This window comes from Rahnella sp. BIGb0603 (genome assembly GCF_024808755.1).
Taxonomy (GTDB): Bacteria; Pseudomonadota; Gammaproteobacteria; order Enterobacterales; family Enterobacteriaceae; genus Rahnella; species Rahnella contaminans.
Map to the genome: position 1 here is coordinate 44,209 of NZ_JANUEX010000010.1, position 25,446 is coordinate 69,654.

General features: G+C 52.9%; 24 protein-coding genes. 13 read left to right on the plus strand and 11 right to left on the minus strand.

Annotation, left to right across the window (positions count from 1 at the left end):
- Positions 1 to 22: 22 nt before the first annotated feature.
- The 4 genes from yidC to rpmH are packed head-to-tail and all read right to left on the minus strand — an operon-like array spanning position 23 to position 2,399.
- Positions 23 to 1,657 (minus strand): membrane protein insertase YidC, encoded by a 1,635-nt coding sequence (gene yidC / locus M2403_RS21605; RefSeq protein ID WP_165060657.1) that lies wholly within the window; start codon positions 1,655 to 1,657, stop codon positions 23 to 25.
- Between the two features lie 2 nt (positions 1,658 to 1,659).
- Entirely contained in the window at positions 1,660 to 1,917 is a 258-nt protein-coding gene (yidD, locus tag M2403_RS21610) for a membrane protein insertion efficiency factor YidD (RefSeq protein WP_095924029.1), read from the minus strand.
- Complete coding sequence (gene rnpA / locus M2403_RS21615) at positions 1,881 to 2,240, minus strand: ribonuclease P protein component (RefSeq protein ID WP_071823635.1); 360 nt, start codon at positions 2,238 to 2,240, stop codon at positions 1,881 to 1,883. The genes yidD and rnpA overlap by 37 nt, the downstream gene beginning before the upstream one ends.
- A gap of 18 nt (positions 2,241 to 2,258) precedes the next feature.
- Complete coding sequence (gene rpmH / locus M2403_RS21620; RefSeq protein ID WP_009637487.1) at positions 2,259 to 2,399, minus strand: 50S ribosomal protein L34; 141 nt, start codon at positions 2,397 to 2,399, stop codon at positions 2,259 to 2,261.
- Between the two features lie 685 nt (positions 2,400 to 3,084).
- Between rpmH and dnaA the strand changes: the two genes are divergently transcribed.
- The 11 genes from dnaA to M2403_RS21675 all read left to right on the plus strand — a co-directional run bounded on the left by dnaA (position 3,085) and on the right by M2403_RS21675 (position 16,506).
- Entirely contained in the window at positions 3,085 to 4,476 is a 1,392-nt protein-coding gene (gene dnaA / locus M2403_RS21625; protein ID WP_152323743.1) for a chromosomal replication initiator protein DnaA, read from the plus strand.
- 4 nt (positions 4,477 to 4,480) lie between these two features.
- A complete protein-coding gene (gene dnaN, locus M2403_RS21630) occupies positions 4,481 to 5,581 on the plus strand; it encodes a DNA polymerase III subunit beta (RefSeq protein ID WP_013573353.1) in 1,101 nt (366 codons plus the stop codon).
- Between the two features lie 9 nt (positions 5,582 to 5,590).
- Entirely contained in the window at positions 5,591 to 6,679 is a 1,089-nt protein-coding gene (gene recF / locus M2403_RS21635; protein WP_152323742.1) for a DNA replication/repair protein RecF, read from the plus strand.
- Positions 6,680 to 6,698: 19 nt separating this feature from the next.
- Positions 6,699 to 9,113: a DNA topoisomerase (ATP-hydrolyzing) subunit B gene (gene gyrB / locus M2403_RS21640; protein ID WP_152323741.1), complete on the plus strand. Its 2,415-nt coding sequence runs from the start codon at positions 6,699 to 6,701 to the stop codon at positions 9,111 to 9,113.
- Between the two features lie 143 nt (positions 9,114 to 9,256).
- The gene (yidA, locus tag M2403_RS21645; RefSeq protein WP_152323740.1) at positions 9,257 to 10,072 is read left to right on the plus strand and encodes a sugar-phosphatase; all 816 of its coding nucleotides are present in this window, start codon (positions 9,257 to 9,259) and stop codon (positions 10,070 to 10,072) included.
- A gap of 254 nt (positions 10,073 to 10,326) precedes the next feature.
- Entirely contained in the window at positions 10,327 to 11,025 is a 699-nt protein-coding gene (locus M2403_RS21650; RefSeq protein WP_152323739.1) for a FadR/GntR family transcriptional regulator, read from the plus strand.
- Complete coding sequence (locus M2403_RS21655) at positions 11,022 to 11,912, plus strand: 2-dehydro-3-deoxygalactonokinase (protein WP_259230900.1); 891 nt, start codon at positions 11,022 to 11,024, stop codon at positions 11,910 to 11,912. Before M2403_RS21650 ends, M2403_RS21655 begins: the two co-directional genes overlap by 4 nt.
- Positions 11,896 to 12,513, plus strand: coding sequence for a 2-dehydro-3-deoxy-6-phosphogalactonate aldolase (locus M2403_RS21660; protein ID WP_217153267.1), 618 nt, complete (start codon positions 11,896 to 11,898; stop codon positions 12,511 to 12,513). Before M2403_RS21655 ends, M2403_RS21660 begins: the two co-directional genes overlap by 17 nt.
- Positions 12,510 to 13,658, plus strand: a complete 1,149-nt coding sequence (dgoD, locus tag M2403_RS21665) for a galactonate dehydratase (RefSeq protein ID WP_259230903.1) — start codon at positions 12,510 to 12,512, stop codon at positions 13,656 to 13,658. The genes M2403_RS21660 and dgoD overlap by 4 nt, the downstream gene beginning before the upstream one ends.
- A 218-nt stretch (positions 13,659 to 13,876) precedes the next feature.
- Positions 13,877 to 15,172 carry an MFS transporter gene (locus tag M2403_RS21670; RefSeq protein ID WP_152323735.1) on the plus strand — a complete coding sequence of 432 codons (1,296 nt, stop codon included), beginning with the start codon at positions 13,877 to 13,879 and terminating at the stop codon, positions 15,170 to 15,172.
- A 68-nt stretch (positions 15,173 to 15,240) separates the two neighbouring features.
- Positions 15,241 to 16,506 (plus strand): DUF3748 domain-containing protein, encoded by a 1,266-nt coding sequence (locus tag M2403_RS21675; protein ID WP_259230904.1) that lies wholly within the window; start codon positions 15,241 to 15,243, stop codon positions 16,504 to 16,506.
- Between the two features lie 51 nt (positions 16,507 to 16,557).
- Here M2403_RS21675 and M2403_RS21680 read toward each other — a convergent pair whose 3' ends face one another.
- A complete protein-coding gene (locus tag M2403_RS21680) occupies positions 16,558 to 16,935 on the minus strand; it encodes a YceK/YidQ family lipoprotein (protein ID WP_152323733.1) in 378 nt (125 codons plus the stop codon).
- A gap of 391 nt (positions 16,936 to 17,326) precedes the next feature.
- On the opposite strand from M2403_RS21680, the gene ibpA reads away from it, so the two are divergent.
- Entirely contained in the window at positions 17,327 to 17,737 is a 411-nt protein-coding gene (gene ibpA, locus M2403_RS21685) for a small heat shock chaperone IbpA (RefSeq protein WP_152323732.1), read from the plus strand.
- Positions 17,738 to 17,855: 118 nt separating this feature from the next.
- On the plus strand, positions 17,856 to 18,290 hold the full coding sequence (gene ibpB / locus M2403_RS21690) for a small heat shock chaperone IbpB (RefSeq protein WP_152323731.1): 435 nt from the start codon (positions 17,856 to 17,858) through the stop codon (positions 18,288 to 18,290).
- A 78-nt stretch (positions 18,291 to 18,368) separates the two neighbouring features.
- Here the strand turns inward: ibpB and M2403_RS21695 are convergent, their stop codons facing one another.
- The 6 genes from M2403_RS21695 to M2403_RS21720 form a co-directional block, all read right to left on the minus strand.
- On the minus strand, positions 18,369 to 19,619 hold the full coding sequence (locus M2403_RS21695) for a valine--pyruvate transaminase (protein WP_165060677.1): 1,251 nt from the start codon (positions 19,617 to 19,619) through the stop codon (positions 18,369 to 18,371).
- A 131-nt stretch (positions 19,620 to 19,750) separates the two neighbouring features.
- Complete coding sequence (ghrB, locus tag M2403_RS21700; RefSeq protein ID WP_165060680.1) at positions 19,751 to 20,728, minus strand: glyoxylate/hydroxypyruvate reductase GhrB; 978 nt, start codon at positions 20,726 to 20,728, stop codon at positions 19,751 to 19,753.
- A gap of 14 nt (positions 20,729 to 20,742) precedes the next feature.
- Positions 20,743 to 22,020: an MFS transporter gene (locus M2403_RS21705; protein WP_259230907.1), complete on the minus strand. Its 1,278-nt coding sequence runs from the start codon at positions 22,018 to 22,020 to the stop codon at positions 20,743 to 20,745.
- A 28-nt stretch (positions 22,021 to 22,048) separates the two neighbouring features.
- Entirely contained in the window at positions 22,049 to 22,798 is a 750-nt protein-coding gene (locus M2403_RS21710; protein ID WP_259230908.1) for a sugar phosphate isomerase/epimerase, read from the minus strand.
- Positions 22,799 to 23,010: 212 nt separating this feature from the next.
- Positions 23,011 to 24,045 (minus strand): LacI family DNA-binding transcriptional regulator, encoded by a 1,035-nt coding sequence (locus M2403_RS21715; protein WP_152323726.1) that lies wholly within the window; start codon positions 24,043 to 24,045, stop codon positions 23,011 to 23,013.
- Between the two features lie 68 nt (positions 24,046 to 24,113).
- Positions 24,114 to 25,400 carry an MFS transporter gene (locus tag M2403_RS21720; RefSeq protein WP_259230909.1) on the minus strand — a complete coding sequence of 429 codons (1,287 nt, stop codon included), beginning with the start codon at positions 25,398 to 25,400 and terminating at the stop codon, positions 24,114 to 24,116.
- Between the last annotated feature and the right edge of the window lie 46 nt (positions 25,401 to 25,446).

Sequence of the window (25,446 nt, forward strand, 5' to 3'; positions counted from 1 at the left end):
CGGAAGCCGCCCTGACATTCACTTATGACTTTTTCTTGTCGCGGCTGTGCAGGCCGCGTTTTTCCAGCCCGCGATAAATCAGCTGCTGCTGGAGAATGGTTACCAGGTTACTGACGATGTAGTACACCACCAGACCGGACGGGAACCACAGGAAGAACACGGTGAAGATGACCGGCATGAAGGTCATGATCTTCTGCTGCATCGGGTCAGTGACGGTGGTCGGCGACATCTTCTGAATGAAGAACATCGTGATACCCATTATGACCGGCAGAATGTAGTACGGGTCTTGCGCTGACAGGTCATGGATCCACAGGATGAACGGCGCGTGGCGCAATTCAATGGAACCAGACAGCATGTAATACAGTGCCAGGAAGATTGGCATCTGAATAACCAGCGGCAGACAGCCACCCAGCGGGTTCACTTTCTCAGACTTATACAGCGCCATCATTTCCTGACTCATGCGCTGTTTGTCATCACCGATACGTTCACGCATCGCGGCCAGTTTCGGCTGCAACATGCGCATTTTCGCCATCGACGTGTACTGAGCACGGGTCAGCGGGTACATGATACCGCGCACGATGAAGGTGATAACAATGATTGAGAAGCCCCAGTTGCCGACGAAGCTGTTAATGAATTTCAACAGTTTGAACAGCGGCTGAGAAATGAACCATAACCAACCGTAATCGACTGTCAGGTCAAGGTGTGGCGCGATAGCGGCCATTTTGTCCTGAATTTCCGGGCCCACCCACAGGATTGAAGCAACCTGTTGTTGTGCGCCAGGGGCAACGGTGAACGGTGTGCCTTTAAAGCCAATCGATGAGATACCGTTGTTGGTGGTCGTGAAGAATGTGTTGGTGTCCTTCGCTGACGGGATCCACGCCGTTGCAAAATACTGCTGCAACATAGCAATCCAACCGCCCTGTGTGGTGACATTCAGCGCTTCGCTCTTATCGAACGCATACTTCTGATATTTGTCATCACTTGAAGAGTATGCTGCGCCACGGAACGTATGCAGAGCAAAGTTATTGCTGCCAGTATCGCGGTGCTTAGGCAAGTCGGTGGTTTGTTTGAGCTGGCCAAACATGGTTAGTTCAAGTGGGGCAGCCGTGGTGTTGTTGACGTTGTACTCAACATTCACCGCATAGGAGCCACGTTTGATCACGAAAGTTTTGGTAAAGATGGCACCGTTTTGAGCCGTATAGGTCATCGGGATGCGCAGTTCAGACTGGCCTTCTGCCAGAGTGAACGAATCCGAGCTGGCCTGGAACAGAGGACGTTCGCCGTTCGCCGGATTATCTGGACCATTTTTACCTGTCAGACCGCTTTGTGCCTGATAGATGAAATTAGGAGTGGTTTCCAGTAACTGGAAAGGCTGGTCAGAGCCCAAAGATGTAGGGTAAGCAGTCAGCAGAGCCTGCTCAATGTCGCCACCACGGGTGTTGATCGTTAATGACAGCACATCACTGTTAACTGTAATTAATTTGCCCTGTCCGCTACCAGGAACAGCCTGGTTAGCAGCATCACCGTTTGCAGTGTTCGCAGTCTGTTGCGTGGTCTGGTTGGCGGGTTGCGGAGCGTGGTCCGTTTGCCATGCCTGCCAGATCATGAAAGACACGAACAGCAGAGCGATGAGGAAAAGATTGCGTTGCGAATCCATCGTTAGTGTTCTCTGTTATTGTCGGTTTTCGGCGGTACGGGGTCATCACCACCTGGGTTCAAAGGATGGCATTTTAATACGCGTTTCAAAGTCAACCAACTGCCTTTTAACATGCCAAAACGACCAATTGCTTCAATACCGTATTGAGAGCAGGTTGGTCGAAAGCGGCAATGTGGCCCGAGCAACGGACTGATGAACAACTGATAACCACGTATCAGCTTTATCAGGATGCGGGAGCCTGTCGGCAATGTCGACGCCATAATTTCTCCAACGCTTCCGTCAGCGCGCGATTATCTAAATCGGCGACACCCTTCTTGGCCACAACCACAAAATCCATCGACGGCAGCGTATGCTGATTCAACCGGAAACTTTCGCGGGTAAGGCGTTTAATCCGATTGCGTTCATGTGCGCGTTTGACGTGTTTTTTTGCGACGGTGAGACCGATGCGGGGATGCCCCAGCTCGTTCAGGCGGCCGAGTATCGTAATTTGCGGCGTGCCAGCCCGTTGTGGCTGCTGGAAGACGAAAGTGAAATGACGGGGAGTTAACAAACGTAACTCCCTGGGAAAAGCGAGCTTAACCACTAAATAGGTTAGCTTTTATTACTTAGAAGCTGACAGACGGGTACGGCCTTTCGCACGACGGCGAGCCAGAACCTGACGACCATTTTTGGTGGCCATACGAGCACGGAAGCCGTGGCTACGGTTGCGCTTCAATACGGACGGTTGGAAAGTGCGTTTCATGGCGATTTCTACCTAAACTTAAATTATTACTGATCAGTAAACGCGAAGACATTTCGGCGAAAAAACGACCGGTGCCTTTGTCGCAACATATAAAGAAGCGGGATTGTAATAACTGTACAGTCCTGAGTCAATTTACATTGCCAGAAATGGTTCAAGTGTTTACCAGAATTGCCCGTGGTCACACCGCAATATCCATCTGGTTATGACCATCAGGAACACAGGCTTCACACGTAGGGCTGAGGATTATACGGACTCTGCCGCAAATCGCAAGGATCCTCGCCTGATCCTTATCCACAGGGCTGAGATCTTTCTCTCAATGTGATGAAAATTAGCTCAGCGGACTCCTATTTTTTCAGCAGAGTGATGATTACATCGCCTAATTTTAAAAGGATCGGCTAAGCTTACCCACTCGCTGACTGCTGCCTGTGGATAAAAAGGATCTAAACTGTCAGGAAGGGGAGGATCTCTGTGCCGGATTGCGTTATGATCCGCCATTCCGATCGCGATCCCGGCTGGGTGGCTTTCGACAAAAACCGCAAAAAGCGGTTCGCACGTGACTTTACGCCACTGACAGGGTGGTGAGAGAAATTTCCCCCTTCTATGGGCGGGACGTGTGCCAAAAATCATGATTTAAAAAATATCCTGATCCTTTTCTTTTTTGATACTTGTTCGAGTGGAGTCCGCCGTGTCACTTTCGCTTTGGCAGCAATGTCTTGCCCGTTTGCAGGATGAACTACCTGCCACAGAATTCAGTATGTGGATACGCCCCCTACAGGCGGAACTCAACGACAATACGCTGGCGCTTTACGCCCCGAATCGTTTTGTCCTTGATTGGGTTCGTGACAAATACTTAAACAATATTAACGGCTTGCTCAACGATTTCTGTGGGGCGGATGCACCGTTGCTCCGTTTTGAAGTCGGCAGCAAACCGGTGATGCAACGCGTCAGTCAGCCCGTTGCGGCCAGCGTCAGCTCTCAGGCTGCGCCCGCTATTCCGCGTCTGGCACCTTCACGTCCAAGCTGGGACAGTTCGCCTGCTCAGCCCGAGCTTTCCTACCGCTCGAACGTCAATCCGAAACACACTTTTGATAACTTTGTCGAAGGTAAGTCTAACCAGCTGGCCCGCGCGGCGGCGCGTCAGGTGGCGGATAATCCGGGCGGCGCCTACAACCCGCTTTTCCTTTATGGTGGCACCGGTCTGGGTAAAACCCACTTATTGCATGCGGTCGGTAACGGCATCATGGCGCGTAAAGCCAATGCAAAAGTGGTGTACATGCACTCGGAGCGATTTGTGCAGGACATGGTAAAAGCCCTGCAAAACAACGCCATTGAAGAGTTCAAACGTTACTACCGTTCTGTCGATGCGTTGCTCATCGATGACATTCAATTCTTTGCTAATAAAGAACGTTCACAGGAAGAGTTCTTTCACACCTTTAATGCACTGCTGGAAGGCAATCAGCAGATCATCCTGACCTCGGATCGCTATCCAAAAGAGATCAACGGTGTTGAAGATCGTCTGAAATCGCGTTTCGGCTGGGGCCTGACGGTGGCGATCGAGCCGCCTGAATTAGAAACCCGCGTGGCGATCCTGATGAAAAAAGCCGACGAGAACGATATCCGTCTGCCGGGCGAAGTTGCCTTCTTTATTGCTAAACGTCTGCGTTCTAATGTGCGTGAGCTTGAAGGCGCACTGAACCGCGTGATCGCCAATGCCAACTTTACCGGCCGCGCGATTACCATCGACTTCGTTCGTGAAGCACTGCGCGATTTGCTGGCGCTTCAGGAGAAGCTGGTCACTATCGATAATATTCAGAAAACAGTGGCCGAATATTATAAAATCAAGGTCGCTGACCTGCTCTCCAAACGGCGCTCCCGTTCGGTAGCCCGCCCACGCCAGATGGCGATGGCGCTGGCGAAAGAGCTGACCAACCACAGCCTGCCAGAAATCGGCGATGCGTTCGGTGGTCGGGACCATACCACGGTGTTGCACGCCTGCCGTAAAATCGAGCAGTTGCGTGAAGAAAGTCACGACATCAAAGAAGATTTCTCCAACTTAATCAGAACATTATCTTCCTAGCGCTATGAAATTTATTGTTGAACGTGAGCATTTGCTGAAACCACTGCAACAGGTCAGTAGCCCGCTGGGTGGACGACCGACGTTGCCTATTCTGGGTAACCTGTTATTACAGGTTACGGATGGCGCGCTGTCGCTGACCGGGACGGATTTGGAAATGGAGATGGTGGCGAAAGTTGCGCTGTCTCAGCCACATGAAGCCGGGGCGACCACCGTTCCTGCGCGTAAATTCTTTGATATCTGCCGTGGATTGCCCGAAGGCGCGGAAATTTCCGTCGCTCTTGATGGCGACCGCATGCTGGTAAAATCAGGCCGCAGCCGTTTCTCGCTGTCGACCTTACCGGCCACAGATTTCCCTAATCTCGACGACTGGCAAAGCGAGGTGGAATTCACCCTGCCGCAGGCCACGTTGAAACGTCTGATTGAAGCCACGCAGTTTTCTATGGCACATCAGGACGTTCGTTATTATTTAAACGGCATGCTGTTTGAAACCGAAGGTGAAGAACTGCGTACCGTGGCGACCGACGGTCACCGTCTGGCCGTCTGTTCTATGCCAATCGGCCAGTCTCTGCCATCGCATTCGGTGATCGTGCCGCGTAAAGGCGTGATGGAACTGGTTCGTCTGCTTGACGGCGGCGACACCACGCTGCAACTGCAAATCGGTAGCAACAACATCCGTGCGCACGTCGGTGACTTCATTTTCACTTCCAAGCTGGTTGATGGCCGTTTCCCTGATTATCGCCGCGTATTGCCGAAGAATCCGGACAAAACGTTGCAGGCAGGTTGTGACCTGCTGAAACAGGCCTTTGCCCGTGCGGCCATTCTTTCTAACGAAAAATTCCGTGGTGTGCGTTTGTACGTCAGCCATAACCAGCTGAAAATCACTGCGAATAACCCGGAACAGGAAGAAGCAGAAGAAATTCTGGATGTCGGTTACGAAGGCACCGAAATGGAAATCGGCTTTAACGTCAGTTACGTACTTGATGTGCTCAATGCCCTCAAGTGCGAAGACGTTAATCTGCTGCTGACAGACTCCGTCTCCAGCGTGCAGATCGAAGACGCTGCGAGTCAGTCAGCGGCCTACGTTGTTATGCCTATGAGGCTCTAGTCTGAATTAATGGCCTTAACGCGCTTACTGATAAAAGATTTCCGCAACATCGAGGCGGCGGATTTAGATCCGTCGCCCGGTTTTAACTTTCTGGTCGGTCCCAATGGCAGCGGTAAAACCAGCGTGCTCGAAGCGGTCTATACGCTGGGGCATGGCCGCGCTTTTCGCAGTTTGCAGGCCGGACGTGTTATCCGTCACGATCAGCCGGAGTTTGTTCTTCATGCCCGTGTGGATGATGGCGGTGATCGTGAGCTGTCGATTGGCTTGAGCAAAAGCCGTCAGGGTGACAGCAAAGTGCGTATTGATGGCAGTGACGGCCACAAAGTGTCTGAACTGGCACAAATGCTGCCGATGCAACTGATCACACCCGAAGGTTTCACCCTGCTCAATGGCGGGCCGAAATACCGGCGGGCATTTATCGACTGGGGCTGTTTTCATCACGACCCCGGTTTTTTTATCGCCTGGAGCAACCTGCGACGGTTACTCAAGCAGCGCAACGCCGCGCTGCGACAGGTGACTCGTTATGCGCAAATTCGTGCCTGGGATCAGGAATTGATCCCGTTAGCCGAGCGCATTAGCGAATGGCGGGCAGCATACAGCGACGCGATCGCGGCTGATATCAGCGCGACCTGCGCGCAATTCCTGCCTGAATTCGCCCTCAGTTTTTCTTTCCAGCGTGGATGGGACAAGGAAACGGAGTATGGCGAGTTGCTGGAGCGTAATTTTGAGCGCGACAGAGCCTTAACCTATACCGCATCAGGCCCGCATAAGGCGGATTTCCGCATTCGTGCCGACGGCACGCCGGTGGAAGATTTACTGTCCCGAGGGCAGCTGAAATTACTGATGTGTGCGCTGAGACTGGCGCAGGGTGAGTTTCTCACCCGACAGAGCGGGCGGCGTTGCCTGTATCTTCTTGACGATTTTGCCTCTGAGCTGGACGCCGACCGACGTCGGTTGCTGGCCGATCGCCTTAAAGCCACCCAGGCACAGGTTTTTGTCAGTGCGATTAGCGCTGAACAAGTGACCGACATGATGGGTGAAAAGGGCAAGATGTTCCGCGTGGAACAAGGTAAAATAGCCGTTCTATCACAGGACTAAAAATGAGCGAGAAACGTTGATGTCGAATTCTTATGACTCCTCAAGTATCAAGGTATTAAAAGGGCTGGACGCGGTGCGTAAGCGCCCCGGCATGTATATCGGCGATACCGATGACGGCACTGGTCTGCACCACATGGTATTCGAGGTTGTGGACAACGCTATCGACGAAGCCCTCGCGGGCCACTGTAAAGAGATTCAGGTCACGATCCATGCGGATAACTCTGTTTCCGTACAGGATGATGGCCGTGGTATTCCGACCGGTATTCACGAAGAAGAGGGCGTTTCTGCTGCTCAGGTCATCATGACCGTTCTTCACGCTGGCGGTAAATTTGACGATAACTCGTATAAAGTCTCCGGCGGTCTGCATGGCGTGGGTGTTTCCGTCGTTAACGCCCTGTCGGAAAAACTGGAACTGGTTATCCGCCGCGAAGGTAAAGTCCATACCCAGACTTACGTACACGGTGAGCCGCAGGATCCGCTGAAAGTTATTGGCGATACTGACGTAACCGGTACCACGGTGCGTTTCTGGCCGAGCTTTAACACCTTCACCAATCACACCGAATTCGAGTATGACATTCTGGCGAAACGCCTGCGCGAACTGTCATTCCTGAACTCCGGCGTGGCAATCCGCCTGCTGGATAAACGTGATGGGAAGAATGATCACTTCCATTATGAAGGCGGTATCAAAGCTTTCGTGGAATATCTGAACAAAAACAAAACCCCAATTCATCCGACCGTGTTCTATTTCTCCACGGTAAAAGATGACATTGGCGTTGAAGTGGCGTTGCAGTGGAACGATGGTTTCCAGGAAAACATCTACTGCTTCACCAACAACATTCCACAGCGTGATGGCGGGACTCACTTAGCCGGTTTCCGTTCGGCAATGACCCGTACCCTGAACGCGTACATGGATAAAGAGGGCTACAGCAAGAAATCCAAAATCAGCGCCACCGGTGACGATGCCCGTGAAGGCCTGATTGCTGTGGTTTCTGTGAAGGTTCCGGATCCGAAGTTCTCTTCCCAGACCAAAGACAAACTGGTTTCTTCCGAAGTGAAAACGGCTGTTGAAACGCTGATGAACGAGAAGCTGGTGGATTACCTGATGGAAAACCCGTCAGACGCCAAAATCGTTGTCGGCAAAATCATCGATGCGGCCCGTGCCCGTGAAGCGGCGCGTAAAGCCCGCGAAATGACCCGTCGTAAAGGCGCGCTGGATCTGGCTGGCTTGCCAGGCAAACTGGCAGATTGTCAGGAACGCGACCCGGCTCATTCCGAACTGTACTTAGTGGAAGGGGACTCAGCGGGCGGCTCTGCAAAACAAGGCCGTAACCGTAAGAACCAGGCGATTCTGCCGCTCAAAGGTAAAATCCTCAACGTTGAGAAAGCGCGCTTTGACAAAATGCTTTCTTCTCAGGAAGTGGCAACGCTGATTACCGCGCTCGGTTGCGGCATTGGCCGTGACGAATACAACCCGGACAAACTGCGCTATCACAGCATCATCATCATGACCGATGCCGACGTCGATGGTTCACACATCCGTACCTTGCTGCTGACCTTCTTCTATCGTCAGATGCCTGAAATTGTAGAACGTGGCCATGTATTTATCGCACAGCCGCCATTGTACAAAGTCAAAAAAGGCAAGCAGGAACAGTATATTAAAGACGACGAAGCGATGGATCAGTATCAGATTTCCATTGCGATGGACGGGGCAACGTTACACGCCAACGCCCATGCACCAGCCCTGGCGGGTGAACCGCTGGAAAAACTGGTGGCTGAACATCACAGCGTGCAGAAAATGATTGGCCGTATGGAACGTCGTTATCCGCGTGCGCTGCTGAATAACCTGATTTATCAGCCGACCCTGCCGGGCGCGGATCTGACCGATCAGGCGAAAGTTCAGGCCTGGATGGAATCGCTGGTGGCGCGCCTTAACGAGAAAGAGCAGCATGGCAGTTCTTACAGCGCGATCGTCCGTGAAAACCGTGAGCATCAGCTGTTCGAACCGGTTCTGCGTATCCGTACGCACGGCGTCGATACCGATTACGATTTAGATGCAGACTTCATTCAGGGCGGCGAATACCGCAAAATCTGTGCGCTCGGCGAACAGCTGCGCGACCTGATCGAAGAAGATGCCTTCATCGAACGTGGCGAACGCCGTCAGCCAGTGACCAGCTTTGAGCAGGCGCTGGAATGGCTGGTGAAAGAGTCCCGTCGTGGTCTGTCGATTCAGCGATACAAAGGTCTGGGCGAAATGAACCCTGATCAGCTGTGGGAAACCACAATGGATCCTGAGCAACGTCGCATGTTACGTGTGACCGTTAAAGACGCCATTGCCGCTGACCAGTTGTTCACCACGCTGATGGGCGATGCGGTTGAACCGCGCCGCGCTTTCATCGAAGAGAACGCCCTGAAAGCTGCCAACATCGATATCTGATAACGGCATAAGCTGATAAAGAGTCCGAACCGGGAAACCGCTTCGGACTTTTTTTTTCGTCTGACGCAGCCCGCATTCCGGCTGGCTTTACAGCGGGTAATCGCGTTAGCATTGATGAAGACTTTTCAAACTCTGAGGATGCTATGGCTATTGAATTAATTGCAATTGATATGGACGGGACGTTGCTCAATCCGCAGCATGAAGTGACACCGGCCGTTAAAAAAGCGTTGTCAGAAGCGCGGGCGAAAGGTGTGCAAATCGTTCTGGCAACCGGACGTCCCTTCGTCGGTGTACAGCGCTATCTGATGGAACTGGATTTGCAGCAGGACGGATGCTACTGCATCACCAATAACGGTGCGCTGGTACATAATGCGAAAGATGGCAGCGTGATTGCCGAAGTAGCCCTCACAATTGAAGATTATCACTACTTTGAACAACTGGCGCGTGAGCTGGGTGTGCATTTCCATGCGCTGACTAAAACCGACCTGTTTACTGCCAACCGCTTTATCAGCAAATACAGCGTGCACGAGTCCTTCACTACGGGCATTCCGCTGCAATTCTGTCCGGCAGAGGAAATGGATCCTGCGCTGACCTTCCCGAAAGTCATGATGATTGATGATCCCGAGTTGCTGGACAGCGCCATCAGCCAGCTGCCAGCAGAAGCAAAAGAAAACTACACCATCATGAAAAGCTCGCCGTATTTCCTCGAAATTCTCGATAAGCGCGTCAACAAAGGCGAAGGCGTGAAAGTGCTGGCGGAAAAACTGGGTATCGCGCGCGAAAGCGTGATGACGCTGGGTGACCAGGAAAACGACATTGCGATGCTGGAATACGCCGGAATCGGCGTCGCGATGGGCAATGCGCTGGACAGCGTCAAAGCCGTCAGCCAGTTCGTCACCAAAACCAACACCGAAGACGGTGTCGCGTTTGCGGTGAATAAGTTCGTGTTAGGTCAGTAAATCCTTCCTGATATCCCCGGCCTGTTTTTCTGAAACCAGGCCGTTCACATCCGTCTCCCCTCCTGATCCCTTCCTTCCTGATGAATATACCTGGATTGTCTGTTTTGTGATCTGGATTGTAGTACAAAGTAATTGTTTGGTACTACTATGATCATGCATTTTGCAGGGAAGCTTATAAGATTGTGCAGCAATCCAGAGACCGGCAAGGGTCTGAGCGGTAAAGTAGGGTTTTATCCTTCAGCCCCGGAGAAGTTATGCCTTCACATGAACTCAGTAAAACCGACCGTCTGGTCCTGGAAATGGGCCAGCAAATTGTCAGCGGAAAATACATCCCCGGCGCGGCACTGCCTTCAGAAATGGAGCTTTGCGAGCAGTTTGAGACGTCGCGCAACATTATCCGCGAAGTGCTGCGCTCGCTGACGGCGAAACGGCTGGTCGAAATCAAACGTTATCGCGGCGCTTTTGTCAGTCCGCGAAATCAGTGGAATTACCTCGATACCGACGTTTTGCAGTGGGTACTGGCCAGTGATTACGACCCGCGACTGATCGCTGCCATGAGTGAAGTACGTAATCTGGTGGAGCCGGCGATTGCGCGCTGGGCAGCCGAAAGGGCGACCTCCGGTGAACTGGCGGTGATCGAAGAAGCGCTGAACAACATGATCGCTAATCATCAGGACCGCGATGCGTTTAACGAAGCGGATATTGGCTTCCATGAAGCGGTGCTGGCGGCGGTACATAACCCGGTTTTACAGCAGCTGAGTGTTGCTATCAGCTCATTGCAACGTGCGGTATTTGAAAGAACCTACATGCCAGATGACAACAACATGCCGGTCACCTTGCAGGAACATCAGGAATTGTTCCACGCAATCCGGCATCAGGATGCCAACGCGGCGGAGCAGGCGGCCATGAAAATGATTGCCTCTTCGACGAAACGACTCAAGGACATTACATGACAGCAAGCTATATCGCGCTGGACTGGGGTTCCACCAACCTGCGCGCTTTTTTGTATCAGCAGGGAGAATGCACCGCAGAAGTCCGTTCAGAACGGGGAATTACCCGGCTGGAAGGCACCACGCCACAGCAGGTATTCAACGACGTGATTGCGCCGTGGCAATCCTTAAATCTCCCCGTGATTATGGCGGGGATGATTGGCAGTAACGCTGGCTGGGTGGATGTACCTTATCTTGCCGCACCGTTTTCCCTCGATGCGCTCGGGCAACATCTTTACCCTGTCCACGCCGCATTGCCGGTAAAAGCATGGATTGTGCCGGGGATCAGCGTCAGTCGTGACGACAACTGCAACGTGATGCGCGGCGAAGAAACTCAGCTGCTCGGCGCGGTTCATGATTCTCCTGCCTCCGTGTATCTGATGCCCGGCACCCACAGTAAATGGGTTGAGACTGACGGCAGTCAGGTTCTTGATTTTCGGACAGCCATGACCGGCGAACTTCACTATCTTCTGATGAATCATTCGCTGATCGGCAAAGGTTTACCCGCGCAGCAACCTGCCGCCGATGTCTTCCTGCAAGGGCTCAGCAAAGGTTTCAGCCAGCCGGACATCACCGGTCGCTTATTTGAAGTGCGCGCGGCGCATGTGCTGAACCGGCTGGACAAATCTGCCGTCAGCGACTGGCTTTCCGGCTTACTGATTGGCAGTGAAGTCGCGCAGATGCTCAGGCTTTTTGGCCATCATCATTCGGTCACCCTCATCGGAAATCCGCAGCTGACTGAACGTTACGCGCAGGCACTCCGTCTGGCGGGGGTCAGCTGGCAGGCTTTCGACGGCGATCAGGCTTTTCAATCAGGAATAAGGAGGATCGTAAATGCAATGGGCAACTGAAATCCCGCTTATCGCCATTCTGCGCGGCATTCGTCCGCAGGAAGTGAATCAGCATATTTCCGTCCTGCTGGAGGCCGGTTTTGACGCGGTAGAAATCCCGCTCAATTCACCGGACTGGCAGGAAAGTATCCGGCTGGCAGTAAGCACGTTTGGCGCGCAGGCGCTTTTGGGTGCGGGTACCGTGCTGGAACCGCAGCAGGTTGATGTACTTCATTCGCTTGGCAGCAAACTGGTGGTCACGCCGAATATCAATCCGCAGGTCATTCGCCGGGCGGTCGAACTGGGGATGACGGTTTGCGCCGGTTGTGCGACCGCCACCGAAGCCTTTACAGCACTGGAAGCCGGTGCGCAGGCGCTGAAAATCTTCCCGTCATCGGCTTTCGGCCCCGACTACATCAAAGCCCTGAAAGCGGTGCTGCCCGCACGTGTTCCGGTATTTGCCGTCGGCGGTGTGACGCCTGAAAATCTGGCGATCTATCTCAATGCGGGCTGTGCCGGTGCAGGACTCGGCAGCGATTTATACCGCGCAGGGCAGACGCCTGAAACGACGGCGCTCAAGGCCAAAGCATTTATCCAGGCCTATAAGGATGCAACACAATGAAAGTCACCAAACTGACCACTTACCGCCTCCCACCGCGATGGATGTTTCTGAAGATTGAAACCGATGAAGGTATAACGGGCTGGGGCGAACCGGTTATCGAAGGGCGTGCGCGCAGCGTTGAAGCGGCGGTCCATGAATTGAGTGAATACGTTATCGGGCAGGATCCGGCGCGTATTAACGACATCTGGCAGACGTTGTATCGTGGCGGATTTTACCGTGGCGGCCCGATCCTGATGAGTGCGATTTCAGGTATCGATCAGGCACTGTGGGACATCAAAGGTAAAGCGCTGGGCGTACCGGTTTATCAGCTGCTGGGCGGTCTGGTGCGCGATAAAATCAAAGCCTACAGTTGGGTGGGCGGTGACCGGCCATCAGAGCTGATTGATGGCATCAACAAACTGCGCGCCATCGGATTTGATACCTTCAAACTGAACGGTTGTGAAGAAATGGGCATTATCGAAAACGCCCGTCAGGTGGATGCTGCCGTCGCACAGGCTGCGCAAATCCGCGCTGAGTTCGGCAATGAAATTGAGTTTGGTCTGGATTTCCATGGTCGTGTCAGTGCGCCGATGGCAAAAATCCTGATCAAAGAACTCGAACCGTATCGCCCGTTATTTATCGAAGAACCGGTGCTGGCCGAGCAGGCCGAATATTACCCGCGTCTTGCCGCACAAACGCATATTCCGATTGCTGCCGGTGAACGCATGTTCTCCCGTTTCGATTTCAAACGTGTGCTGGCCGATGGCGGTCTGGCGATTGTGCAACCTGATCTCTCGCACGCTGGCGGGATCACCGAATGCTTCAAAATTGCGGCGATGGCCGAATCCTACGATGTCGCGCTGGCTCCGCATTGTCCGCTCGGGCCGATTGCGCTGGCTTCCTGTCTGCATCTTGATTTCGTCTCGCGCAATGCCGTGCTTCAGGAACAAAGTATGGGCATTCATTATAACAAGGGCGCGGAATTACTCGATTTCGTCATTAATAAAGACGACTTCGAAATGACCGATGGTTATTTCTATCCGTTAAATAAACCCGGTCTGGGCGTGGAAATAAATGAAGAGTTAGTGATTGAACGAAGTAAAAATGCTCCTGACTGGCGTAACCCGTTGTGGCGTTATCCTGACGGGGCCGTCGCTGAATGGTAATTACCTGTCATCTTTCAATCGTTTTCTGCGTTGGCTGCTTTCATTCACCCAGGTCAATTACTTAAGTAAGTTTCCGGGGATTCTTTCCATTGCCGCCTTGATAACGTTCGAATGATTTAAGGTAATAATTTAAGTGATTACAAACATTAAATAATCAGGGCAATTTCTGAGTCACCCTTACGCCTGTTAGTCAGAATAACCATTACCAGGAAATAAAAATGGATACCACCCTACAAGTCAGACCGACAAAAAGACGTTACGTCACCTTATTCATGATATTCATTACAGTAGTTATTTGTTATGTCGATCGCGCGAATCTGGCTGTCGCGTCTTCCCATATTCAGCAGGAATTCGGAATAAGCAAAACGCAGATGGGATATATCTTCTCCGCCTTTGCATGGACCTATACCGCCTGCCAGATCCCCGGCGGCTGGTTCCTTGACCGGTTCGGTTCGAGGATGACTTATTTCATCGCCATTTTCGGCTGGTCAGTCGTCACCCTTTTACAGGGATTTGCTGGCGGATTAGCGTCACTGATTGGCCTGCGCGCCGTGACGGGCATGTTTGAAGCACCCGCTTTCCCGACTAATAACCGCATGGTGACCAGTTGGTTCCCGGAACAGGAGCGTGCGTCTGCCGTGGGCTTTTACACCTCCGGCCAGTTTGTCGGATTAGCCTTCCTGACGCCGCTGCTGATCTGGATCCAGGAAATGCTCAGCTGGCACTGGGTGTTCATTATCACCGGTGGCATCGGTATTATCTGGTCGCTGCTGTGGTTCTGCGTGTATCAGTCGCCGCGTAAAAGCAAAGGCGTGAATGCAGAAGAGCTGGAACATATCCGCGCGGGCGGCGGCATGGTGGATGGCGATGCACCGGCGGATAAAAAATCACGAACTCCGCTGACATCCGCAGACTGGAAACTGGTATTTAACCGCAAACTGGTCGGGGTTTATTTAGGACAATTTGCTGTCGCGTCAACGTTGTGGTTTTTCCTGACCTGGTTCCCTAATTATCTGACCCAGGAAAAACATATTGCGGCGCTCACCGCCGGATTTATGACAACGGTACCTTTCCTCGCGGCCTTTTTCGGCGTGTTATTATCCGGAATGGTGGCGGATAAACTGGTGCGTAAAGGTAAGTCGATTGGTTTTGCGCGTAAATTACCGATCATCTGCGGGTTGTTATTATCTACCTGCATTATGGGGGCGAATTATACCAATGACCCGATGTGGATCATGATATTAATGGCGCTGGCTTTCTTTGGTAATGGTTTTGCCTCTATTACCTGGTCGCTGGTTTCGTCATTAGCTCCGGTAAGATTAATCGGGCTGACCGGGGGTGTATTTAATCTGGCAGGCGGTTTAGGCGGAATTACCGTTCCGTTAGTTGTCGGTTATTTGGCGCAGGATTACGGTTTTGCCCCGTCATTAACTTATATTTCCGTTGTCGCTTTACTGGGTGCACTTTCTTATATCTTCCTGGTGGGTGAAGTGAAACGTGTCGGAGATTGCTGAAGATTGCCACTGCCGTTTGAGTCCCCTATTCTTAGGCATACTTTAAACGGCAGGGCGCGCCTGAACGCATGAATGAAAAACAACTCACTACTGATGCCCGCGGGCATCAGCTGACCAACATTAACGTCTGGACGCCGGACAGCCAGTGGCTGGTGTATGACGTGCGTCCGCACGGTGGCTCTTTCACCGGTTCGACCATTGAGCGTGTGAATGTGAAAACCGGCGAGACGGAAGTCCTTTATCGCGCCGGTGAAAATGCTCATGTGGGCGTGGTCACAGTCAGCCCGCTCCAGCCGGCCCGTTATGCGTTTATTCATGGTCCGGAAAACCCGGATGCCCGCTGGCAGTATGATTTCCATCATCGCCGCGGTGTCATTGTCTCTGAGCCGGAGTGCGCGCAGGCCGTGACGCTCGATGCGATGGACATCACCGCGCCGTTTACGCCCGGTGCTTTGCGTGGCGGTACGCATGTTCACGTTTTCAGCCCCGACGGCTCCCGCCTCAGCTTTACCTACAATGACCATGTTTTGCATGAACTGAGTCCTGCTCTGGATTTACGTAACGTCGGTGTCGCCTTATCCGGACACCCCGTCATGCCGCCAAAACATCATCCCCGCGAATACGATGGCAGCCATTTCAGCGTGCTGGTCAGCGAAACAACGTCCCAGCCGCGGCCTGGCAGCGATGACATTAACCGTGCTTACGAAGAAGGCTGGATCGGGCTCGAAGGCTATGTCAAAACAGGCGGTTCACGTCAGCGGTGGGCGCTGGCCTTTATTGGCGACACGCTTTCCGCCATCGGAGAAAAGCATCCGGAAATTTTCGTGGTGGATCTTCCGGAAGACGACGCGGATTACCTGAAAGCAGGGGGAAAACCGTTGCAGGGAACGCCGGACACGCTGCCTGCGCCACCGTCGGGCGTGAAACAGCGGCGCATTACGTTTACCGAAAAAGGCGTCGCCGCTCAGCCGCGTCACTGGTTACGGTCTTCGCCGGATGGCAGCCAGATTGCGTTTCTGATGAAAGATGAAAAAGACGTGGTGCAGTTCTGGACGGTGTCGCCCAATGGCGGCAAACCGGTGCAGATCAGCCATTCGACCAGCGGAATTCAGTCGGCGTTTAGCTGGAGCCCGGACGGAAAATCGGTGGCGCTGGTGTGCGATAACAGCGTGATGCGCCTTGATGTGGAAAGCGGAGAAATGCACCGGCTGACCGGAAGAACGGAAATCGCGCCGTGCGCGGATGCTGTAGTGTATTCCCCCGACGGCAGCCAGATAGCTTTTATGCGTCAGGTGGGGGAATTTGCGCAAATTTTCGTGACGGGCAGCCGCTGAGATTTTACCTAACCGGCCGGTCTGGCCGGTTTCATTCCCTCAGGCTGAGGCTTACTTTTTATGTGTGGAGGATTTCTGAGTGCGCGGCGTCGTGGTCATCGGCGGAACGTGATCGATATCTACCCCGTTGCTCAGCGCAATGTTGTGCTCTTCGCTGGCTTTGACGCGGTCGCGCGTTGTGACCTTTCCGCTGCGATAATAATCATAAGGCAGCAAAACCGTATCGAGTAAGGCGCTGAAAGGTAAATCCACTAACAACAGCGGGGTCATCGCCCAGCTGGTGTCGTCGCTTTTCATCATATTCACATCAGCGCGTGCGCCTGAATAATAGCCGGTGTCTCCGCCGGTGTGGCTCATCACGCTGGAACAACCGCTCGTCGCTAAAAAAATACATCCTGTCATCAGCGGCGTCAGTACAAATTTCATCATGTTAGAACTCATCTTATGCTGTCAGTCTGAGTTTTTAAGTCAAAACGACTTATACCACCCAGCAAAAAAAATTAACAAAGCAAGCTGTAGCTCTGTGGCTGCGATCCCATTAAGTGTAATGACTATTTGAAATCTTGCAGGAAACCGCCTGCTGTCCCTGGCTTTTCGCCCTCGCACTATTTGTATTTTGACGTCCGCAGTTCAAACGAAAACAAAATTTTTGTCTTTTTCTTGCGAATGCCCACTTGAAATACTCTCTTTCATCGCCATTTTTAATGCACGACGCAGGGGAACGATCGCCGGAAGGGATCGTGAATATAAACCGCGCCGCGAGCCTGTCCCATCAGGAAGGCTATATACATATACTCGCTGAATGTCAGGAGAAGTAGTAATGCGTAATTTTGATTTATCACCACTATACCGCTCTGCAATTGGTTTTGACCGTTTATTTAATCTTATCGAATCGGGTCAGAATCAGGGTGGCGGCTATCCTCCTTATAATGTTGAATTGGTTGACGAAAACCATTACCGGATTGCCATCGCGGTAGCGGGATTTGCCGAATCCGAACTGGACATTACAGCGCACGACAATATGTTAGTGGTCAAAGGCGCGCATGCACCGACTGACGCTGACCGCACATATTTATATCAGGGCATTGCTGAGCGTAATTTCGAACGCAAATTCCAGCTGGCCGAACACATTCAAATTAAAGCGGCCAATTTGTCGAATGGTTTGCTGTATATCGATCTGGAACGCATCGTTCCTGAAACGTCCAAACCACGGCGTATTGAGATCCGCTAAGCGTTTATAAAGACAACGCACAAATGAAAAAGTTTAGGCTCGCCGTCAGGGGGCTGAACCGTCACACCCAAATCGGGCGACGGATTAATTAATCTCGCTTCAAAGAAGGAGTTACACAATGCGTAATTATGATATTTCCCCATTACTTCGTCAGTGGATTGGTTTTGATAAATTAGCCAGCTCAATGCAGGGCGGCGATCAGGCTTTTCCTCCGTACAATATTGAGAAGTCTGACGACAATCATTACCGCATTTCGCTGGCGCTCGCTGGTTTCCAGCAGAGCGAGCTGAATATTGAAGTGGAAGGGCCGCGTTTAACCGTCAGCGGTACGCCTGCTCAGCCGGAAGCGAAAGTGGAATATCTGCATCAGGGGTTAGTGATCAAGCCTTTCACCCTGAGCTTCACGCTGGCAGAGCACATGCATGTGTCGGCCGCCGAGTTTGTAAACGGCCTGCTGCACATCAATCTGGTGCGTGACGTACCGGAAGCTTTGCAGCCACAGAAAATTGCGATCGGCACCGAGAAACCTGCACTGGAGAATCAGTCAGCGTAATCCGGCGGCAGAGTCGCTAAAAACGAAAACAGGAGGACATTTGTCCTCCTGTTTTTTTATGCCTGTCGTGCAGGAAAATTAATTTTCGGCGTGCGCTTTTTCGACTTCTTCCGCCAGAATTTTCACGCCGCGTTCAATCTGTTCCGCATCCGGCACGTAGTTCATGCGCATGCACTGATGTGTATGCGGCCACGGATGCTCAAGCCCCGGGAAGAAATAATCCCCCGGCACCATCAGCACGCCGCGCTGTTTCAGGCGCTGATACAACACTTCAGTAGTAATCGGCAGATCCTTAAACCACAGCCACAGGAAAATTGCGCCTTCCGGTTTGTGGATCAGGCAGCGTTCTTCCGGCAGATAGCGGCGCAGCGTGGCGATGGTTTCCTGCACGCGCTGAGAGTAAAACGGCTTGATCACGTTTTCTGATAACTTCAGCAAGTCACCACGGGCAATCATTTCTGTGGCGATAGCAGGCCCGACGCTGCCCGGTGCCAGACTGATAATCCCGTTCATATTGCTGATCGCTTTGATGATTTTCTCATCGGCAATCACGATGCCGCAGCGAGAACCCGGCAGGCCGAGCTTCGACAGGCTCATGCACAGAATGATATTCGGGTTCCACAGCGGCGTTGCGTCGGTAAACACGATGCCGGGGAACGGCACCCCATAGGCGTTATCGATTAATAACGGAATATCTTTCTGCTGCGCCAGTGCATCGAGGCGAATCAGCTCTTCGTCAGTAATCACGTTGCCGGTCGGATTGGTCGGGCGTGAAACGCAGATCAGGCCGATATCATCAGTGATATTCAGATGATCAAAATCGACGTGATATTTGAACTGGCCTTCGGGCAACAGCTCGATATTCGGTTTGGCGGAAACAAACAGATTTTCGTCCAGCCCGGCGTCCGCGTAACCCAGATATTCCGGAGCCAGCGGGAACAGCACTTTCGACATGCTGCCGTCGGCGCGACGTCCGGCGAACAGATTGAATAAATAGAAGAAGGCGCTCTGGCTGCCGTTGGTCAGCGCGATATTTTGCGCATCGAGCTGCCAGCCGAGTTCTTTCTGCAACATTTCTGCCAGTGCGTGACGCAGCACGTCCTTGCCCTGAGGGCCGTCGTAATTGCACAGCGCTTCGGTCAGCTTGCCTTCGGCCAGCATTTCCGTCAGCAGCGTCTGGAAATAATCCTGCATCTCAGGGATCTGCGCCGGATTACCGCCGCCCAACATCACAGCACCTGGTGTGCGTAAACCGTCATTCATATCGCCCATCAGGCGGGTAATGCCTGAAAAACGGGTAAATTTGTCACCGAAAGCAGAAAACGTCATAGAAAGCTTTGTATGTTATCGAAATGTGATGCCCACCATAACGCCTGAGGCAAAGCAGTGCAATCCGACCACGGGGTTTTGAACTGTCCTTCCCTTTCAAAAATCCCTGAAAGGGAAGGAGAAGGAAGGGGTTACTTCCTGAGAACTTCAGGATTCACGCAGAACTGTTTAACGTCGCCGTTCAGGGCGGCGATCAGGTTATCCACCGCACAGGCCGCCATATCGTAACGGGTCTGATGTGTCGCGGATCCCACGTGCGGCAGCGCCACCACGTTGGGCAGGCTCAGCAGCGGAGAATCTTTCGGCAACGGTTCTTTCTCGAACACGTCCATCCCGGCACCATAAATCGTCCCGTCTTTCAGCGCTTCAATCAGCGCAGGTTCATCAATGACCGGGCCACGACCGGCGCTGACCAGCACGGCGCTGGATTTCATTTTCGCCAGCTGTTCCTTGCCGATCAGATGGAACGTTTGTTGGGTCATAGGCAGCAGAACACAGACGAAATCAGATTTCTCCAGCAGTTCGTCCAGCTCACATTTGCGTGCGCCAAAACGCTCTTCCGCTTCGGTATGCTGACTGCGTGCGTTGTACAGAATCGGCATATCAAAACCGAAATGCGCACGCTGAGCGAGCGCCAGGCCGATGCGGCCCATACCCACGATACCCATGGTTTTGTGGTGAACATCGATGCTGAACCAGTCCGGGCCGACGTTTTCTGTCCATTCACCCGCTTTCACACGTTCGGCCAGATTCACGACGCGGCGGGCAGTCGCCAGCACCAGCGCCATCACGGTATCAGCGACCGTATCGGTCAGCGCGGTCGGGGTGTGCATCAGCGGGATTTCACGACGCGTCAGTTCCGCGACGTCAAAATTATCGTAGCCTACGGAGCTGGTGGAAACGGCGCGCAGGCGCGGCGCGTGATCCAGCAAATCTTTATCCACCCGACCGCCTGAGCCCAGCAGTCCTTCTGCGTTCTGCAAAGCGTCTAAAACCTGCGCACGGTTTTCTTCAGTGATGTCATCAAATTGAGTGATGGCGAAATGCTGTTCCAGGCGTTGTTGCAGGTCTGCGGGTTGTTTCTTATACACAACGATAGACGGCTTCATCAATTACAACTCCCTCAGGTTAAGGAAACTTCTTTTTGTTTCATTTCAGATTGTCGCGGTTTTACCAGCAGGGTTAATCCTGCGGAAACCAGTAACGACACGGCCATAAAAATAAAGGAGGCTGCCGGGCTGCCCGTATTACCGTTCAGATAACCGACAAACCAGGAACCAAAGAACGAGCCAAGCGCTCCGAGGCTGTTGATTAACGCCATTGCGCCGCCGGAAACATTCTTCGGCAGCATTTCAGGAATGATGGCGAAAAACGGGCCATATGGGGCATACATTGCCGCGGCAGCGACCACCAGTAAACTGTACGAAAGCCAGAAATTGTTTGTGCCAACGGCCCATGAACCAAAGAATGCCAGCGCGCCGACCAGTAAAAGTGGCCAGACAAATAACCGGCGGTTTTGCATCTTGTCGGAAGCCCACGACACCAGAATCATGGCGATCGTGGCCGCCAGATACGGCGCGGACGACAGCCAGCCCGCTTCGACCATGCCCATCGATTTCCCGTCGCGCAAAATCGACGGCAGCCACAGTACAAAACCGTACACGCCGATGCTCCAGAAGAAATATTGCAGGCAAAGGAAAATGACGTTCCGCGAACGGAAAGCTTCGCGATAACCGCCCACCGCCTGAATATTTTTCTGCTCTTTTTCCAGCTGTGCGGCCAGCGCTTTCTTCTCCTGACTGCTCAGCCAGCTGACTTCTTCGGGTTTATCTTTGACGGTAAACCACCAGATAATCGCCCAGATCACCGCCGGAATACCCTCGAAAATAAACATCTCCCGCCACCCGAACGACTTGATCAGATAGCCGGAAAGCACCGACATCCACAGCACCGTGACCGGATTGCCGAGGATCAGAAACGTATTGGCACGCGAACGTTCGGACTTCGTAAACCAGTTGCTGATATACACCAGCATCGCGGGCATGACCGCGGCTTCCACCACGCCCAGCGCGAATCGGATCACTGCCAGCATCGGAATATCAGTGACGACACCGGTCAGCGAGGCGAATCCGCCCCACAGTAAAAGGCACCAGAAAATCAGTTTTTTAACGCTGCGCCGCTCGGCGTAAATCGTGCCGGGGATTTGGAAGAAGAAATAGCCCAAGAAAAACAGTGCGCCCAGCAGGGACGACATACCTTTGGTGATGCCGAGATCGTCATTAATGCCCGCCGCCGACGCGAAACTGAAATTCGAGCGATCGACATAGGCCAGGCTGTACGTGATGAACACGACCGGCATGATGTACCACCACCGGCGGGCGGCGATCCCGGGTTGTTTCATGGCGATTTCTCCGGATGAGGCATCAGAATTACTGACGCAGTAGTTCGACGTAGTAACGCGTCACGGCGGTCAGGTCATCCCCTTCCAGCGGGAATTCGATGCCGCGCGGCACATCCTGAGGCAACATTTTCAATAAAGGTTCCCAGCTGCCGTCGCTGTTATCGAGCGCCATGGCGTGCCATTTTCCGTCTCGCTGTTCCGCCGCTTTCACATGCACATAACCCACATGGCGTGCCAGGCGTTCAGCGGCCGCGCTCGGATCCTGTCCCACCCACAGCCAGTTCGCGGTATCAAACGTCAGGCTCAGCGGCAGATGCAGCGATTCCGCCGCAAACGCAAAGGCATTAATGCGCGACAAAATTCCGCAATCGCTCGACTGATCATTCTCCACCACCAATTTGACGGTCTGAGAATCCAGCAGTACGCGCAGCGGCGTCAGGTCGGCACCGGGTTCAAATTCGCCCAGTGAAAACTTAATGGTGCGGGCACCTAAAACATGCGCTTCGGAAAAATACTTTTTTGCATCCGGATTCAGTTTGCCGCCTGAAATGAACAGCGGGAAGGGCACCGAATAGACCGAAAACAGCCCGTGGCGCTTAATGTTTTCCGCCAGTTCGGGCAGGGCATCCAGTTCCTGCTCGCTGAACAATTCACGACGAATTTCCACACCGTCTGCCTGCGCGTCTGCAATGATTGAAAGCAGCGCGGCCTGCCCGCCAAGGGCCTTCACCACGCTGTTTCCGTAAGCGGCGGTGACAATGACGACTTCTCTTTTCATGCGTGTGTATCCTGGTAAACGCGCCACTGCGGCGGCGCAGGCGATCAAATCCAAAACATCATTTTAGTAAAACAAACGCCAGTTGGAGGTGTTGTTAATGTTTTGTTTCGTTTTATACAACCTAATTGGAACCGGTTCCAATCAACAGAACAAAAGGCCTAAAACATGATCCCGCTCACGAAGAACGGGGCAGGAAACGGAGGGGAAAAGAATCAGCGCGCTGCCGTGGAACCACGTGCAATCAGCTCGCCGGAGAATTCCAGGTCTTTAACGGGATCGGTATTTCCCTGTATCCGCGCGACCAGCTGGCCGAGCGCGGCCACGCCCATTTCGTAGGTCGGTTGTTTAAGCGTAGTGATCCCGACACCTGCCAGTTCGGCCCAGTCCAGTTCGTCGAAACCAGATAATCCGATGTCCTGCCCCCAGACAATCCCCTGCCGTCGCATGGCGCGAGCGACCTGCAATGTGAGCGTACCGTTCACGCACATTACGGCTTTTCGTTTGTCGGGATGGCGGGCAATAAATTCACGCAGCAGATTATCCAGTCCGTCGGTATTCGAAATCTCAATCTCGCCCTGTTCGGCGATGTGCTGCGGCGATTGCTGCATGCGATGGAGAAAAGTACGCAGACGGTCAAAACGGGTATTAATGGTGGCGGGCTCGCTGATAAAAAGCAGAGCTTCAAAACCCTGTTGCAGAAGATGATTGGTCATCATCTGCGTGGCTTCGACGTTGTTCAGGCCGATGACGTCGCAGGCAAAATTCGCGACTTTACGGTCGATCAGCACCATCGGTAAATTGGCCTGTTGCAGCGTGGAAATCGCCGCTTCACGCATTCCGACGGCGTTCACGACAATACCGTCCACGCGATAACTGCTGAGCAATTGCAGATAATGTTTTTCCTGATCAAGCTCGTTATTGGTGTTACACACCAGCAGCGTCAGCCCTTGCTGGCGGCAGGCAGCTTCGACACCGCGCATGACTTCAACGGAATACGGGTTGGTGATATCGGCAATAATCAGGCCAATCAGACGCGTCTGGCCGCTTTTCAAGCTGCGCGCCATCTGGCTGGGCTGATAATCGAGCAGGGCGATCGCCCGTCCGATGCGTTCTTTTAACGCGTCGGACAGCAGGTCTTTTTCACCGTTGAGATAACGTGAAACGCTGGTTTTACCCGTTTTCGCGGCGCTGGCGACATCACGTATCGTGGCGCGTACCGGTGCGCCCGGTTCCTGTTTTTTACTCACAGCCTTTCTCTCCTCATGCTTGTCCCACGGAGACTAGCACAGAGTGCCGAAAGGCTGCATCCCGTAAGTCAGCGCAATCCCTGCGCCGTTTGCACCCCGGAAACCGCCCCGGCCTTTGGTCTGCTGCTTAGCGTAAAGGCCGAAATGATCGTCACGCTAAAGGCAATACCGCCAAGGATCAGGTAGGTATCGCTGAACCCGATGCGGTCATACAAGTTACCGGCAAAAGCCGAAAGGAAGATGGCCGCCAGCTGTTTGGCAAAGTTAAAGCCAATCAGATAAATGGTCGCTGAGAACCGGACATCAAATATCTGCGTGATGTACTTGAACACGCCGACCAGCAGGAACGGCACTTCCAGCGCATGCAGCATTTTGAGTAAAATGACTTCGATGGCGGTGGTCGCAAATGACGAGCCGACAATGCGGATCGACATAATGGTGCCCGCCAGCAGCAGCGTATTTTTCGCGCCGATGCGGTTAATAATCCAGGGCGAACAGAACATGATCAGTGCGTTGCATAGCTCGCCCGCGGTGGTGACGTAGCCGAACATTTCCGTGCCCTGCTGCGGTGATGCAAAGAAGGTTTTGAAGAACGTGGCGAATTGCTGATCAAATACGTCGTAGACGCAGGCGACGCCGATAACGTACAAAATCAGCATCCACAGTTTGCGTTCTTTCAGCAACAAAGCCGCCGTTTTCAGTGAGAATTGCGGCTGATTAGCGCCGAGTTTATCCATCACTACCGCATTCTTGTTTTCCTGCGGGCGGGAAATCAGCAGCAGAACCATCAGGATCAGCGCCGCGCCGGAACCCATCCAGAACACGATGTCCGGATTAATGTTAAACAGCACGCCCGCTGTCGAGGCACAAATTCCCCAGCCGAAACAACCGAACATCCGCGCCTTGCCGTATTCAAATGAACTGTTGCGGCTGACTCTTTCGATATATGCCTCAGTTGCGCCTGAACCGCCCGCGAACACGAAACCGATATAGGCACCGCCGAGAATGGCGCCGAGCACGATATTGAGTTTTAACAACGGTGCGAAAACGTAAATGAAGAACGGCGCGAACAGGAAAAGCAGCACGGCGATAATCCACAGCAGATGCTTTTTCAGGCCAAGCTTGTCAGAAATGATGCCGAAAATCGGCTGAAACAAAATGGCGAACAGCGACATGCTGGAAAACACGATGCCGGTTTCCGTTTTGCTCAGGCCGATAATGTCCGAAAGCCAGATCGGTAAAAACGGATAACAGGTCGCCATAATGAAGAAATAGAGGAAGAAATAGGCGCCAAATATCCAGAAGTTGGCATTGTTTTTATAGAAACAGCGGTCAGAAGTTTGTGTAGGGTTCATAGTGATTTCCTTGCCGAAACCATGAAAACCGGCACTGTCGCACCGG